At 70.5% G+C, this 15165-nt stretch carries 13 protein-coding genes; 4 read left to right on the top strand and 9 right to left on the bottom strand.

What is annotated here, in order from left to right:
- Positions 1 to 784: 784 nt before the first annotated feature.
- Positions 785 to 1189 carry a cobalamin B12-binding domain-containing protein gene (locus ACW0Q9_RS21570; protein ID WP_262283136.1) on the bottom strand — a complete coding sequence of 135 codons (405 nt, stop codon included), beginning with the start codon at positions 1187 to 1189 and terminating at the stop codon, positions 785 to 787.
- Positions 1190 to 1575: 386 nt separating this feature from the next.
- Between ACW0Q9_RS21570 and ACW0Q9_RS21565 the strand changes: the two genes are divergently transcribed.
- Together ACW0Q9_RS21565 and ACW0Q9_RS21560 are read left to right on the top strand one after the other, a co-directional pair.
- Entirely contained in the window at positions 1576 to 2286 is a 711-nt protein-coding gene (locus tag ACW0Q9_RS21565) for a M23 family metallopeptidase (protein ID WP_456184057.1), read from the top strand.
- 250 nt (positions 2287 to 2536) lie between these two features.
- Positions 2537 to 3313: a M23 family metallopeptidase gene (locus ACW0Q9_RS21560; RefSeq protein ID WP_456184055.1), complete on the top strand. Its 777-nt coding sequence runs from the start codon at positions 2537 to 2539 to the stop codon at positions 3311 to 3313.
- Positions 3314 to 3372: 59 nt separating this feature from the next.
- On the opposite strand, the gene pcrA is transcribed toward ACW0Q9_RS21560, so the two are convergent.
- Positions 3373 to 5826 carry a DNA helicase PcrA gene (gene pcrA / locus ACW0Q9_RS21555; RefSeq protein ID WP_456184053.1) on the bottom strand — a complete coding sequence of 818 codons (2454 nt, stop codon included), beginning with the start codon at positions 5824 to 5826 and terminating at the stop codon, positions 3373 to 3375.
- A gap of 291 nt (positions 5827 to 6117) precedes the next feature.
- On the opposite strand from pcrA, the gene ACW0Q9_RS21550 reads away from it, so the two are divergent.
- Complete coding sequence (locus ACW0Q9_RS21550; protein ID WP_456184051.1) at positions 6118 to 6471, top strand: chorismate mutase; 354 nt, start codon at positions 6118 to 6120, stop codon at positions 6469 to 6471.
- 98 nt (positions 6472 to 6569) lie between these two features.
- On the opposite strand, the gene ACW0Q9_RS21545 is transcribed toward ACW0Q9_RS21550, so the two are convergent.
- The 5 genes from ACW0Q9_RS21545 to ACW0Q9_RS21525 form a co-directional block, all read right to left on the bottom strand.
- Positions 6570 to 7586: an ABC transporter ATP-binding protein gene (locus ACW0Q9_RS21545; protein ID WP_355351340.1), complete on the bottom strand. Its 1017-nt coding sequence runs from the start codon at positions 7584 to 7586 to the stop codon at positions 6570 to 6572.
- Complete coding sequence (locus ACW0Q9_RS21540) at positions 7579 to 8607, bottom strand: ABC transporter ATP-binding protein (RefSeq protein WP_456184059.1); 1029 nt, start codon at positions 8605 to 8607, stop codon at positions 7579 to 7581. Before ACW0Q9_RS21540 ends, ACW0Q9_RS21545 begins: the two co-directional genes overlap by 8 nt.
- Before the next feature lie 25 nt (positions 8608 to 8632).
- Positions 8633 to 9619 carry an ABC transporter permease gene (locus ACW0Q9_RS21535; protein WP_456184049.1) on the bottom strand — a complete coding sequence of 329 codons (987 nt, stop codon included), beginning with the start codon at positions 9617 to 9619 and terminating at the stop codon, positions 8633 to 8635.
- Entirely contained in the window at positions 9612 to 10538 is a 927-nt protein-coding gene (locus tag ACW0Q9_RS21530) for an ABC transporter permease (protein WP_456184047.1), read from the bottom strand. The genes ACW0Q9_RS21535 and ACW0Q9_RS21530 overlap by 8 nt, the downstream gene beginning before the upstream one ends.
- A gap of 147 nt (positions 10539 to 10685) precedes the next feature.
- Positions 10686 to 12329, bottom strand: coding sequence for a peptide ABC transporter substrate-binding protein (locus tag ACW0Q9_RS21525; protein ID WP_456184045.1), 1644 nt, complete (start codon positions 12327 to 12329; stop codon positions 10686 to 10688).
- Positions 12330 to 12760: 431 nt separating this feature from the next.
- Here ACW0Q9_RS21525 and ACW0Q9_RS21520 point away from each other — a divergent pair, with 431 nt between their 5' ends.
- Positions 12761 to 13498 (top strand): PIG-L deacetylase family protein, encoded by a 738-nt coding sequence (locus ACW0Q9_RS21520; protein WP_456184043.1) that lies wholly within the window; start codon positions 12761 to 12763, stop codon positions 13496 to 13498.
- A gap of 28 nt (positions 13499 to 13526) precedes the next feature.
- Here ACW0Q9_RS21520 and ACW0Q9_RS21515 read toward each other — a convergent pair whose 3' ends face one another.
- Both ACW0Q9_RS21515 and ACW0Q9_RS21510 read right to left on the bottom strand, forming a co-directional pair.
- A complete protein-coding gene (locus tag ACW0Q9_RS21515; protein WP_456184041.1) occupies positions 13527 to 14207 on the bottom strand; it encodes a response regulator in 681 nt (226 codons plus the stop codon).
- A 2-nt stretch (positions 14208 to 14209) separates the two neighbouring features.
- The coding region (locus ACW0Q9_RS21510; protein ID WP_456184039.1) for a sensor histidine kinase at positions 14210 to 15165 on the bottom strand (956 nt) is incomplete at its 5' end.

The following is a 15165-nucleotide window of genomic DNA, read 5'->3' as shown; positions in this document are numbered from 1 at the left end:
CGGTTGCTGCGGCAGCGGCTCACCCGCTCCGAGCTGACCGGGCTGCTGCGGCGCAGGCCACCCGGGGTGAGCTGGAGGCGGCGAGGGCCGGCCGCCGGCGGGATCGGGCGGCGGGTACGGCGGCTGGGTCACGGCGGGCTCCGGGCGGGGTCGGCGACCGCGGGACGCGGTTCGGGCAGGCACACGATACGACCCGCGACCGCGGCACGAGGCCCCTGGAAACCGGACCGTCCGAGGTGCCCGGGAGGCGGATCGTCAGCCGTCCGGGGGATGTTGGGGAACGGGCGTAACCCCCTGTTGGGGGCGTCGTTGAGTCTGATGTCGGAGCGCTGGTCAGGCGCGACGACGGGAGCGGCCGATGCCCTGTCGGTCGAGGGGTGGCGGCGGGGCATCGTGCATAGAGGGGCCGGGCGTGTGAGGGGTGCGTCCGGCCCCTCCCCCTGTCCGGACATCGGCAACCCGCCACCACGTCGCCGACCTGGCGGCATTCCGGCCCCCGCGACACCGCCACCTCGGCGAGCCGGCGCGAGCCCGAACGCGGCACCCGCGTCACGAGCCGCCCCGGCCTCAGCTCCGGAGCCCCTTTCGACCTGATGTCATGAACGACTCAAGCCCGTGGTCGTCCGCCGGCTGCGCCGAGTCGTTGACGGCATCAGCTCGAAAGGCTGCGGAAAAACCCCGCCGGAACCGATCCGCTCACGTCATCAAGTTCGTAGCGGCCGACATGGCCACACCCGGCTCCGGCGGCCGGCCACGCCAGCCCCGCCAGCAAGCGGCGAGGATTTCAGGCGACGGGCTGGGCCACGTTCTCGCGGACCCACTCCACGATCGACTGAGTGGTGGCGCCCGGGGTGAAGATCTTGGCGACGCCGAGCCGCTGGAGTTCCGGGATGTCGGCGTCGGGGATGATGCCGCCGCCGAAGACCACGATGTCGGCGGCGTCGCGCTCGCCGAGCAGTTCGAGGACCCGCTTGAACAGGGTCATGTGCGCCCCGGAGAGCACCGAGAGGCCGACCGCGTCGGCGTCCTCCTGGATCGCGGTCTCCACGATCTGCTCCGGGGTCTGGTGCAGGCCGGTGTAGATGACCTCCATGCCCGCGTCACGCAGGGCACGGGCGACGACCTTCGCGCCCCGGTCGTGGCCGTCCAGGCCGGGCTTCGCGACGACGACCCGGATACGAGAGCTCATCAGCGCACACCTTTCACCGGCTCCGGCACTCCTGACCTGAACGAACGGTAACCCGCCCTGCCCGGGGCCGGAAACCCGGGCTGCGCCTTACCGCCCGACCCTCGGCGCGGAAAGCCGGACGCCTCCGCCGATCGGTCACTGTCCGCGACGAACGGGCAGTTGCCGGGCCACCCGACCGGCGGCACGAGCTATGACAAGAGCGGATGGAAACGGACAGAACGAAACGCCAATTCGGCGCTTCGGCTTGTGACAGGAGTGGCGGTTGGCTAACGTGTCCACGGTTGTCATCAGGTCCACGGACGGGTGACGACGCGACACCGGAGGTTCGACGGAGCTTCACCGAACGGTCCGGAGTCGCATCGGATCCCCGACAACGGAGGGTGTGCGTGCGCCAGCGCCTGTCGTCTGAGCCCGATAGATATCGCGGCCGCCGCCGCGTACCCACCCCCCCGCGGAGCCGCTACGCCGCGGTCGTGACCACCGCCTTCGTGGGCGCCGGCATCGTCGCCCTCGGCGCGAACGCCCTTCCCGACGCCAAGAGCGTCAGCCCGTCGGTCCTCGACGAGCTCAAGCAGGCCTCGATCACCAGCCAGGACGCCGCGGCCCGGGCCGACAGCGCGCAACGCGCCACCCGTGACGACCGCGCCGGCCAGACCGCCGCCGAGCAGGACACCTGGCTGCTCCCCCTGCACGGCTACGACTTCCAGTCGCCCTACGGCATGCGCTGGGGCAAGCTGCACACCGGCATCGACCTGGTCGCCCCGGAGGGCACGCCCTACCGGGCGATCCACGACGGCCAGGTCACCAAGGCCGGTTGGTTCGGCGGCTACGGCTACGCGGTGATCGTCCAGCACCCGGACGGCAGCGAGGCCATCTACGGCCACTCCTCGGCGGTCACCGTCAAGGAGGGCCAGCAGGTGAAGGCCGGCGAGCAGCTCGGCCTGGTCGGCAACACCGGCCACTCCTACGGTTCGCACCTGCACCTCGAGATCCATGTCAACGGCCAGCCGCTGGACCCGGTGCCGTGGCTTGAGGACCGGGGAGTGAGCATTCAGCTCGAAACCGAGGCAATCTACGCCGAGGTAGCCGCGTCCTGACGCTGCGTATCGCCCGTTGACCGCCCGGATCAATCGATCCGGGCGGTTTTCTCTGTGGCAAAGTCTGCTGGGTCACAGTGACGAATGTGGGCGGCACCACAGCGCCGCATGATCCTTTTCCGCAGCAAACCGCCCAGCCCGGCGGAAACCCGGGCAGGTCGCGTCACCCGCCTCACCGGTCCTCCGGAACCCCTTACCCGTCGCGACCTGGGCCGACACCAGTATTTCGAGGTCACGTGCCCCTCGACTGATGAAGGTTTCCGTGCAGGAAGACAGCTCCATCCAGAACGAGAACACCCCGGACATCGCTCCCGCCCGGCACCGGCGGCAGCGCCCGGTCCGGCGTACCGCATATTTCGTCGTCGGCGCGGTGGCCCTGCTCGGCCTCGGCGTTGGCGGCGTCTCCGTCGCCACCGTCGACCACGGCACCCCCACCCCCGCCGCGGTCGATTTCGACGCCCAGGCGCGCGCTGAGGCGGCCGACCGCGCCGACCGCTCGGCCCGCGAGTCGATCGCCCCGGTCACCCCCTCGGCGACCGCGTCGCCGAGCCCGAGCGCCGCCAGCCCGAAGCCGACGAAGACCGCCTCGGCCAAGCCGAAGCCGAAGCCGACAACCAAGCCGAAGCCGGCCTGGGTCATCCCGATGAAGGGCGCCGCGATCACCTCCTGCTTCGGGCAGCGGTGGGGCACCCTGCACGCCGGCATCGACTTCGCCATGCCGGCGGGCACGCCGATCCACGCCGCCGCGGCGGGCACCGTGGTCAAGGCCGGCGACGCCGGCGACGGCTACGGCAACTCCGTCTTCGTCGACCACGGCAACGGCTACCTGACCCACTACGCCCACCAGAGCCGGCTGATCGTCAGCGTCGGCGACAAGGTGAAGGCCGGCCAGGTCATCGGCTACGAGGGCTCCACCGGCGACTCCACGGGCCCGCACCTGCACTTCGAGGTGCACAAGGGGGCCATGTGGAACCAGATCGACCCGGCGCCGTTCCTGCGCGCCCGGGGCATCAACGTGGCCTGCTGACGGCCACGGCACGAGGGAGGGGCCCGGTCCGGCACTCGCCGGGCCGGGCCTCACTCGACTCAGAGCTTGTCGATCGGGGCGTGCCGGAGGACCAGCCACATGGTCTGGTCGCCGAAGTCGATCTGCGCCCGGGCGCTCGGGCCCTGCCCCTCCACCGCCAGCACCCGGCCGAGGCCGTAGCGCTGGTGGTTGACCCGGTCGCCCACCGAGACCTTGGGCGCCTGCTTCAGCTCGCTCGCGGTGGCCAGGCGGCTGGCGTCCACCCCGAGCCGCTTGGCGAGCTGGGTCGCCTTGGGCGTGCCCCCGGTGAAGGTGCCACGCCCGCCGGGCACCCGGTCCGCCCGGCCGCCGACGCCGCCGCCCCCACCGGCCCACGAGGTGTACGACCCCTCGGTGCGCTCCCAGCGGACCAGCTCGGTCGGCAGCTCCTCCAGGAACCGTGACGGCGGGTTGTAGGCCGGCGCGCCCCAGGCCGACCGGGTGACCGCCCGGGACAGGTAGAGGCGCTGCCGGGCCCGGGTGATGCCCACGTACGCCAGCCGCCGCTCCTCCTCCAGCTCGCGGGTGTCGCCCAGCGAGCGCAGGTGGGGGAAGACGCCGTCCTCCAGGCCGCTCAGGAACACCACCGGGAACTCCAGCCCCTTGGCGGTGTGCAGCGTCATGAGGGTCACCACGCCCTGGTGGTCGGGGTCGTCGGAGGGGATCTGGTCGGCGTCGGCGACGAGCGCCACCTGCTCCAGGAAGCCGGCCAGGGTGGCCCGCTCGTCCTCCTCGCCCAGCGCCTCGATCCGCTCGGTGTACTCCCGGGCGACGCTGACCAGTTCCTGGAGGTTGTCGACCCGGCCGGCGTCCTGCGGGTCGAGGCTCTCCTCCAGCTCGGCCAGGTAGCCCGAGCGGGTCAGCAGTGCCTCCAGCACCTCCTCCGGTGTGCCGGTGGCGGCCAGTTCGCGCGCGTCGTCGAGCAGCGCGACGAACTCGGCGATGCCGTTGGCGGCCCGGGTGGAGATCCCCGGGGCGTCCTTGGCACGGCGCAGGGCCGCCCCGAAGGAGATGCGGTCCCGGGCGGCCAGCGCCTCCACGCACGCCTCGGCCCGCTCGCCGATGCCCCGGCGCGGGGTGTTGAGGATCCGGCGCAGGCTGACCGTGTCGTCGTCGTTGACCACGGCGCGCAGGTAGGCCAGCGCGTCGCGGACCTCCTTGCGCTCGTAGAAGCGCACCCCGCCGACCACCTTGTAGGGCAGGCCGACCCGGATGAACACCTCCTCGAAGACCCGGGACATGGCGTTGGTGCGGTAGAAGACGGCCACGTCGCCCGGGCGGGTGTCGCCCGCGTCGACCAGCCGGTCGATCTCCCGGGCCACCCAGTCGGCCTCGGCGTGCTCGGTGTCGGCCACGTAGCCGACGATCTGCTCGCCGGCGCCGGCGTCGCTCCACAGCCGCTTGGGCTTGCGGGAGGTGTTCCGGTCGATCACCGCGTTGGCGGCGTTGAGGATGGTCTGGGTGGAGCGGTAGTTCTGCTCCAGCAGGATCGTCCGGGCATCGGTGAAGTCGCGCTCGAACTCCAGGATGTTGCGGATGGTGGCGCCGCGGAACGCGTAGATCGACTGGTCGGCGTCACCGACCACGCAGAGTTCGGCCGGCGGGACGCCCTCCGTGCCGGAGACCAGCTCCTTGATCAGCACGTACTGGGCGTGGTTGGTGTCCTGGTACTCGTCGACCAGCACGTGCCGGAACCGGCGCCGGTAGCTCTCCGCGACGTGCGGGTGCGACTGGAGCAGGTGCACCGTCGTCATGATCAGGTCGTCGAAGTCGAGCGCGTGCGCCTCGCGCAGCCGCCGCTGGTAGAGCGTGTACGCCTCGGCCAGCGCCCGCTCGTTGGGGCCCTTGGCCCGGCCGGCGAACTCCTCCGGGTCGACCAGCTCGTTCTTCAGGTTGGAGACCTGGGCGGCGAGGCCGCGCGCCGGGTAGCGCTTCGGGTCCAGGTCCAGCTCCCGGGCGACCAGCTGCATGAGCCGGCGGGAGTCGTCCGCGTCGTAGATCGAGAAGGTGGACTTGAGGCCGGCGTGCTCGTGCTCGGCGCGCAGGATCCGGACGCAGGCCGAGTGGAAGGTCGACACCCACATCAACCGGGCGCGCGGGCCGACCAGGGCGGCCACCCGCTCCTTCATCTCGCCGGCGGCCTTGTTGGTGAAGGTGATCGCGATGATCTCGCCGGGGTGCACGTCCCGCGCGGCGAGCAGGTAGGCGATCCGGTTGGTCAGCACCCGGGTCTTGCCCGAGCCGGCGCCGGCCACGATGAGCAGCGGGGAGCCGGCATGGGTGACCGCGTCCCGCTGGGGGCCGTTCAGGCCGGCGAGGAGGGCCTGCTGGTCCGGCCGGGCCGACGGCTTCAGGTCGCGGCGCGGCGAAGGGCGCGCCGAGCCGGCGTCGTCGTGGGACGCGGGCCGGTGCGGCGGGGTCGCCCCGGGCTCCGGCGCGGGCGGGGACGCGGGGATGTCGAAGAGAGGATGCATCGCACGGCGAGTCTATGCCGACGGCCGGACACTTCCCGCCCACGCGCCCCGCGACGAGACGAAGGCGTCACGTCCCACCTGTTGGCGGGTTTCCTTGCGCGCCCGGCCCCCGGGTCGGCATACTCGACGGCGTGTTCGATCAGCGCTTCTACTTTTACTACGGCACCGGGAGTCCGGCAGCCGTGGGTCGCGCCTGATCACAGACCTACGAAAAGCCCCGGGCTCCTGGAGCCCGGGGCTTTTCCGTCCCGGGATCCGGGTACCGGGCCCGAGACCCCGAGGGGTACGACGATGATGACTGACGTGGTGGAGTCCAGCGGCGGCCCGGCGCGGCACGACCCGCCGGCCGGTGGCGACCCGACCGGGGCCGCGGCGGCCCGGACCGGCACCGACGACTCGGCGGCGGCCGAACGGATCAGCGGGATCCGGGAGCGGATCGACGAGATCGACCGCACCATCATCGCGCTCTGGCAGGAGCGGGCCGCGCTCTCCCAGGAGGTCGGAGCCACCCGGATGGCCTCCGGCGGCACCCGGCTGGTGCTCTCCCGGGAGCGGGAGATCCTGGAGCGGTTCCGCCAGGCGCTCGGCGCGGACGGCACCCAGCTCGCGCTCCTGCTGCTGCGCGCCGGCCGCGGGCCGCTGTGAGCCCTGCCGGCAGCGCGGGAACCGGGTGCCGCCGGGCCCCGGATACGACGAACCGCCTGCCGGCGTCGAGCTGACGCCGGCAGGCGGTCCGGGGTGGATCAGGCCGCCTCGTGGGTGGCGACGATCTCCCGCTTCTCCGCGAAGTGGCAGGCGCTCGGGTGGTCCGAGCCCGGCCGGATCTGGAGCAGCGGCACCTCCTGGGCGCAGATGTCCTGCGCCTTCCAGCACCGGGTGCGGAACCGGCAGCCCGAGGGCGGGCTGACCGGCGAGGGGACGTCACCCTGGAGTCGGATGATCGCCTTGCTCTCCCGCACGGTCGGGTCCGGCACCGGCACCGCCGACAGCAGCGCCTGGGTGTACGGGTGGGTCGGCCGCTCGTAGATCTCGTCCTCGGTGCCGACCTCCACCATCTTGCCCAGGTACATCACGGCGACCCGGTCGGAGAGGTGGCGCACGACCGACAGGTCGTGGGCGATGAAGACGTACGAGAGGCCGAACTCGGCCTGGAGCTTCTCCAGCAGGTTCATCACCTGCGCCTGGATCGACACGTCCAGGGCCGACACCGGCTCGTCGCAGACGATGACCTCGGGCCGCAGGGCCAGCGCCCGGGCGATGCCGATGCGCTGGCGCTGGCCGCCGGAGAACTGGTGCGGGTACCGGTTGATGTGCTCCGGGTTGAGGCCGACCAGGTCGAGCAGTTCCTTGACCTTGTCCCGGCGGGACCGCCGCGGGGCCACCTCGGGGTGGATCTCGAACGGCTCGCCGATCAGGTCACCGACCGTCATGCGCGGGTTCAGCGAGGTGTACGGGTCCTGCATCACCAGCTGGATCTGCCGGCGCAGGCGCCGCAGCGCGCCGCCGGAGAGCTTGGAGATGTCCTGGCCCTTGTAGAGCACCTGACCGGCGGTCGGCTTCTCCAGGTTCATCAGCACCCGGGCGAGCGTCGACTTGCCGCAGCCGGACTCGCCGACCACGCCGAGCGTCTCGCCGGCCTTCAGGTCGAAGGAGACGCCGTCGACCGCCTTGACGTGACCGATGGTCTTCTTGAACACCACACCCCGGGTCACGGGGTAGTGCTTGACCAGGTCACGGACCTCGATGATGTTCTCAGTCACGGTTCACGAGCTCCTCGGCGAAGTGGCAGGCGCTGGCCCGGCCGCGGCCCAACTGCAGCAGCGGGGGCACCTTCTCCCGGCACACCGGCTGCGCCATCGGGCAGCGCGGGTTGAAGGCGCAACCCGACGGGATGTTCATCAGGTTCGGCGGGAGGCCCTTGATGGTACGGAGCTCCTGCCCCTTCTCGTCCATCCGCGGGATCGAGTTGAGCAGGCCGAGCGTGTACGGGTGCGCCGGCTTGGCGTACAGGTCGTAGACGTCGGCTTCCTCGACGATCCGGCCGGCGTACATGACCGCGATCCGGTCCGCGACGTCGGCGACCACGCCGAGGTCGTGGGTGATCAGGATCATGCCCATCTGCCGCTCCCGCTGGAGCTCGCCGAGCAGGTCCATGATCTGGGCCTGCACGGTCACGTCCAGCGCGGTGGTCGGCTCGTCGGCGATCAGCACCTCGGGGTCGAGCGCCAGCGACATGGCGATCATGGCCCGCTGCCGCATACCACCCGAGAACTGGTGCGGGTAGTTGCTGTACCGACCCTTGGCGTTCGGGATCTTCACCTGGTCGAGCATCTCGATCGCGCGCTTCTTGGCGTCCGAGCGGCTCATGCCGCGCCGGATGCGGAACTGCTCGGCGATCTGGAAGCCGACGGTGAAAACCGGGTTGAGGGCGGAGAGCGAGTCCTGGAAGATCATCGCAATGCCTTCACCCCGGACCCGGCGCCGCTGCTCGGCGGACATCTTGAGCATGTCCTTGCCGTGGAAGCGGACCTGGCCCCCGGTGACGAAGCCGGGCGGAGTGTCGAGGATGCCCATGATGGTCTGCGCGGTGACGCTCTTGCCGGAGCCGGACTCGCCGAGCACGGCGAGGGTCTCCCCCGCGTCGACGTGGTACGTCACCCCGTTGATGACCTTCGCGACGCCGTCCCGGGTGCGGAACTCCACCCGCAGGTCGTCGACCTCGAGCAGGCGGCCCGAGGGGCGGCCGGATCCGTCAGCGCCCGCGGCGGACTGCTCGGACACGAGAATGTCGGACAACTCAGTTCCCCTATCGGAGCTTCGGGTCGAGGGCCTCGCGGACCGCCTCGCCGAGCATGACGAAGCTCAGCACGGCGGCGACGAGGAACGCGGCGGGGAAGAACAGCAGGAACGGCGAGACCCGGATGTAGTTCTGCGCCTCGCTGATCATGATGCCCCAGGAGACCACCGGGCTCTTCAGGCCGATGCCCAGGAAGGACAGCGTGGCCTCCGCGCCGATGAACGACCCGACCATGATCGTGCCGTAGACCAGCAGCGGAGCCAGGCAGTTCGGCAGCAGGTGCTTGAGGATGATCCGGCCGGTGCCGGCACCCAGCGCCCGTGCGGCGACGATGTAGTCGGCCTCCTTGGTGGCGAGCACCGAGGAGCGCATGAGCCGCATCACGACCGGCCAGCTCAGCACGGTCAGGGACATGATGACCAGCCCCATGATCTGCCACTCGTTGTTGTCGGTGCCCGAGCCGTTGAACGTGGTGAGGATGACGATCGAGCCGAGCACGAACGGCAGGCCGAAGAAGATGTCCGCGATGCGGGAGAGCAGCGCGTCCACCCAGCCGCCGCGGTAGCCGGCGATGATGCCCATCGCCCCACCGATCAGCAGGGTGCCGATCACGGAGAGCAGCGCCACCACGATGGAGGCGCGGGCGCCGTAGATGGTCCGGGCGTAGACGTCGCGGCCCTGCACGTCGTAGCCGAACCAGGCGTCGCCCGACGGCTCGACCCGGCTGCGCGACAGCGCGCCGTTCACCGGGTCGTGGGAGGTGAACAGCTGCGGGAACGCGGCCATCACGATGAACAGCAGGATGAAGGACGCCGAGATCCAGAACAGCGGCTTGCGGCGCAGGTCCCGCCAGGCGTCGCCGAGGAGGCCACGGGGCTTCTGCTGCTTCTGCGCGTTCTCCGGCAGGCCGGCGTTGACGGGCGCGCCGGAACCGGCCTCGGTCGGCATGGTCGCGGGCGGCGTCGAGACGATCGACGCGGTACTCGGGTCACTCATAACGGATCCTCGGGTCCAGGGCGGCGTAGAGCAGGTCCACCAGCAGGTTCATCACGAGATAGACGACCACCAGCACCACCACGATGCCGACAACGGTAGCGCTCTCCTTGGTGACGATGGCCCGCAGCACCTGGCGGCCGATGCCGTTGATGCCGAAGATGCCCTCGGTGATGATGGCGCCACCCATCAGGGCGCCGAGGTCGGTGCCGAGCAGGGTCACGACCGGGATGAGCGAGTTGCGCAGCAGGTGCACGCCGACGACCCGGCGCATGGGGAGGCCCTTCGCGATGGCCGTGCGGACGTAGTCGGCGCGGCGGTTCTCCGCGATGCTGGTCCGCGCCACTCGCGCGATGTACGCCGACGAGGCGCTGCCCAGCACGAAGCCCGGCACGATCAGCTCGCTGAACCGCATCTCGTTGGAGACGGTCGGGGTGATGATGCCCCACTTGACGCCGAGGAACCACTGGAGCACGAAGCCGATGACGAAGACCGGCAGCGCGATCAGGAAGAGCGACGAGACGAGGACCAGGTTGTCCAGGAAGCCGTTACGCCGGAGACCGGTGAGGACGCCCGCGCCGAGACCGATGACGGCCTCGATGGCGAGCGCGACCACCGCCAGCTTCAGGGTGTTCGGGTACGACGTGGCGATGATGTCGCTGATCTCGCGACCGCCGAACGTGATACCGAAGTCGCCCTGGAAAAGGTTCTTCATGTAGCTGGCGTACTGCACCCAGATCGAATCGTCGAGATGGTACTTCTCGGTCATCATGGCCCGGTAGTTCGGGGGGCAACCACGGTCACCGCACTTGCCGGCGAAGGGGTCGCCGGGCACCGACCAGACGAGCCAGTAGATCAGGAACGTCGTGCCGATGAACACCGGCACGAGTTGCAGCAGCCGTCTCAAGAGATAACGGCCCATGGGGTGGTCCTCCAGACAGGGGCTGTGTCGGGGCGGCCGACACGAATGGTGACAACGTGCGAGGGGTCCGTTGTACACCCCCTCGCGGAACGGCCCCGGGTCGGGCTCACCGGTAGGCGAGCCCGACCCGGGGTCAGACCGTTCGGATCAGAGCTCGACCGAGGTGATGTCGAGCTCACCGACGTTGGACAGCTCCAGCTTCTTGATCTTCTCCGAGTGGCCGGACTGCTCACCGCTGAAGTAGATCGGCACCGTGGGGACGTCCTGGTCGATCAGCTTGACGGCCTCGGCGAACTTCTTGTGGGCCTCCTCGAGGCTGGGGGCCGCGGAGGCCTCCTTGGCGAGGGCGTCCACCTGCGGGTTGCTGTACTTGCCGTCGTTCGAGGAACCGCCGGTCACGTAGAGCGGGTTGATCCAGTTCTCCACGTCCGGGTAGTCCTGCTGCCAACCGGCGCGGTACATGCCGGTCATCTTGTAGGCGTTGATGTTGGCCCGGAAGACCGCGAAGGTCGGCACGCCCACGGCGACCGCGTCGATGCCCAGGTTGGTCTTGATCTGCTGGGCGACGGCCTCCATCCACTCCTTGTGGCTGGCGTCCGCGTTGTACGACAGGGTCAGCTTGCCCTGGAAGCCACCGGCCTGCTGGAGCAGCCGCTTGGCCTCGGTCGGGTCGAACTTGCAGGCGGTGCAGTTGCCCGGCTCGGCGCCCGGGGTCAGCGGGTTGGCCCAGCTGTCGGCCGGCTTGCGGTTACCGAAGAAGATCTTGTCGGTGATCTCCTGCCGGTTGATCGACAGGGAGATGGCGCGACGCAGGTCCTTGTTCTGGAACCGCTTGTCGTAGATCGGGAAGGCGATGATGCCGGTCGACGGGACGGTCGTCTGGATCGCCCGCTCGCCCAGGTCGGTCTTCCACTTGTCACCGGCCAGCGAGGAGACCGGGACCTGCTGCTGGAAGTCCAGGTTGCCGGCGAGCAGGTCGTTGTAGGCCGCCGTGTCGTCCTGGTAGATCTTGACGGTGACGTCCTTGATCTTCATCTTGTCGCGCAGGCTGTAGTCGTCGAAGCGCGTGAGCTTGATCTCGACGTCGTCCTGCCAGGAGACGAGCTTGACCGGGCCGTTACCGATCGGCTTCTTGCCGAACTCCGCCGGGGTGGTGGCGAAGAAGGCGTCCGGCAGCGGCATGAAGGCGCTGTAGCCGAGCTTGGTCGGGAACACGGCGGTCGGCGCGGAGAGCGTGACCTCGAAGTTCCAGTCGTCGACGACCTTGAGGCCGGACATCTCCTTGGCCTTGGGCTCCGGGGCCTTCTTCGGGCCCTCGGGGCCGTCCGGGTCCTCGGTGTAGGTGTCGTTGAAGCCCTGGATGTCGGAGAAGAACGAGGCGTTCTGCGCGCCGTTCGGGCCGTAGGCAGCCCAGTTCCAGGCCTTGACGAAGCTCTCGGCCTTGACGGTGGTGCCGTCGTGGAACTTGGTGTTCTGCTTGATCTTGATCTTGAAGACCTTCGAGTCGCTCGTCTCGATCGACTCGGCAAGCAGGTTCTGCGGGGCCCCACCGTTGTTGGGGTACTCGACCAGGCCACTCCACACCCAGTCGATGATCTTGCCGCCACCGGTCTCGGTGGTGTTCGCCGGAACCAGGGGGTTCTCCGGCTGGGTGCCGTCGATGACGATCGCGCCGTCCTTGCTGGCGCTGGCGTTGCCGCCGTCGTCGTTGCCGCTGGAGCAGCCGGTCGCGACGAGCGCGAATGCCGCGCCCACCGCGAGCGCGCCGCTCGCCCGCTTCGAGACTCTCATTCCGAGGGGCCTCCTCTTTCTAACCTGGTTCCGTCGTGGGTTTCACGCACGTTTGGGGGGTGACACCACCGCCGACCCGGACCACAGGTCGCCGGTTACCGCAGAGGAAATCGGGACACCCCCAGGGGGACCGATCCGCCGGGCGCCACACCCTTCGACGAAGACACCGCGCAGGGTCGACGGCCACGCGCCGGCGCGTGGAGGCGGCGTCACGTGGTCGGCGGGCCCGACGGGGTGCCTCACACCGGGGGGTGAGGTGCTGCCACTGTGACACTCACCAGCCCTTTGCGTGAAGGTGCCGTTATCAAGACGTTAGTTGCCCGCCACGTTGCCGATACTTGAGAAAAGATCATGAAAGGCCCGGGTCCTACCGCTCTGAACAGGTAAGACACGGCCACACGGGGCGAGACCACCCGCGTACGCTCAGCGCCGTGAGCTTCCCCGCGTCCGCTCCTGCGCTTCCCGACGTCCGTCGAGCCCTCGCAGTTTTTGCCCATCCGGATGATGTCGACTTCGGCTGTGCGGGCACCATCGCCGGCTGGGTGGATGAGGGTGTCGAGGTGGCATACCTCATCGCCACCCGGGGCGACTCCGGCGGCTTCGACGACACGCCGCGCGAGGAGATGCCGGCCCGGCGCGAGGCGGAGCAGCGGGCCGCGGCCGCCGCGGTCGGCGTGCGCCAGGTGGACTTCCTCGACGGCCACACCGACGGCCTGCTCACCCCCAGCCCGACGCTGCGCCGGCAGATCAGCGCCGCGATCCGCCGGTTCCGGCCGGACCGGGTGCTGACCAGCTCGCCGCTGCGGCGCTGGGAGCACCTGACCGGCCCCAGCCACCCGGACCACCTGGCCGTCGGCGAGGCCGCCACCTGCGCCGTCTACCCCGACTCTCGCAACCGCTTCGCGTTTCCCGAGCTGCTCGACGAGGGGCTGGAGCCGTGGGTGGTCCGGGAGATCTGGTACGCCGGCGGGCCCGACCCGGACCACGTCGTCGACGTGACGGACCAGGTCGACCGCAAGATCGCCGCGATGGAGGCGCACCGGTCGCAGACCGCGCACCTGGACGTGCCGACCTGGGTCCGCGACCGGCTCACCACGATGGCCGACAATGCCGGCCTCCCGGCCGGCCGGCTGGCCGAGGCGTTCACCGTGCTGCGCACCACCGAGTGACGCCCGGAGCCGGCCCGGCCGGGGACGGTCAGACCAGCCGGCGGTCGGCGGCCCAGCGGGACAGCTCGTACCGGTTGGACATCTGGAGCTTGCGCAGCACGTTGGAGACGTGCGTCTCGACCGTCTTTATCGAGATGTACAGCTCCCGGGCGATCTCCTTGTAGGCGTACCCCCGGGCGAGCAGCCGGAGCACCTCGCGCTCCCGGTTGGTGAGCTGGTCCAGCTCGGGGTCGGCCACCGGCGCGTCCGGCCGGGACGCGAAGGCGTCCAGCACGAAGCCGGCCAGCCGCGGGCTGAACACCGCGTCCCCGTCGGCTACCCGCCGGATGGCGTCGGTCAGCTCCTCCGGCGAGATGGTCTTCGTGACGTAGCCCCGGGCACCGGCCCGGATCAGCCCGATCACGTCCTCGGCGGCGTCGGACACGCTCAGCGCCAGGAACCGCACCTGCGGGTGCGTACGCCGCATCGCCTCCAGCACCGCCCGGCCACCGCCGTCGGGCATGTGCACGTCGAGCAGCACCACGTCCGGCTGAATGGCCGCGATCCGGCTGACCGCCTCGGCCACCGTGCTGGCCTCGCCCACCACCTCGACGCGCGCGCCCAGCTCGGCGCGGACGCCGGCCCGGAACATCGCGTGGTCGTCGACGAGGAACACCCGCAACCGCCCGTCCCGGGGCGTCGCGCCCTCGACCGGTTCCTGCTCGGCCATGGTCATCTGTCCCTTTCCGCCGTGGAGCCGGAGCCGCTGATCGGCAGGATCAGCCGGACCTCGGTCCCCTCTCCCGGCTCGGACCGGATCTCCGCCCGGCCACCGTGCCGCTTCATCCGTCCGATGATCGAACCCCGGACGCCGTGCCGGTGATCCTCCACCGTATCCGGGTCGAAGCCCTTGCCCCGGTCCCGGACGAAGACGCTCACCTGCTCCGGCTCCACCTCGGCATAGAGCGAGACCGTGCGTACCTCGGCGTGCCGGGCCGCGTTGACCAGCGCCTCCCGGGCCGCGGCGACCAGCGCGCCGACCCGCTCGTCGGTCTCCCGGTCGCCGACCACCACCGCCTCCACGGTGATGGCGAAGGTGTCCTCCACCTCGGCGGCGGCCTGTTCCAGGGCGGCCGCGAAGCGCTCGGTCGGCGAGGCGGTCGGCTTGTAGAGCCAGTTCCGCAGCGACCGCTCCTGGCCCCGGGCCAGCCGCTGCACCGTCTTGACGTCGCCGGCGTTGCGCTGGATCAGGGCGAGGGTGTGCAGCACCTGGTCGTGCACCATGGCGGCCAGCTCGGCCCGCTCCTGCTCGCGGATCCGCCCCTCGCGCTCCGAGCGGAGCTGGTTCCACGTGCGCCAGAGCACCGGGCCGGTCACCACGCCCACCCCGGCCAACCCGACCAGGGCGAAGATGATGCCGTTGAGCACCGCGTCGAAGTTCTGCGCCGGCGAGTAGACCGCCGCCACGCCGATGATGCCGACCGCGACGAGCACCCCGCCGCCGATGAAGCGGAGCACGAACGCGCGCCGGTCGCTCTCCTCCACGACGGCACCCAGCCAGGGCACCGCCATCGAGCCGCCCCACTGCCGGCGGCGCTCCGGCGCGGACTGGTGCCAGATCACCCCGGCGCCCACCGCGATGATGGCGACCAGCCAGCCGGCGGTGCCGGCCGCGCCGACCGAGTCGA

The organism is Micromonospora sp. I033 (assembly GCF_053890995.1).
This window is presented reverse-complemented; position numbering and strand designations above follow the sequence as displayed.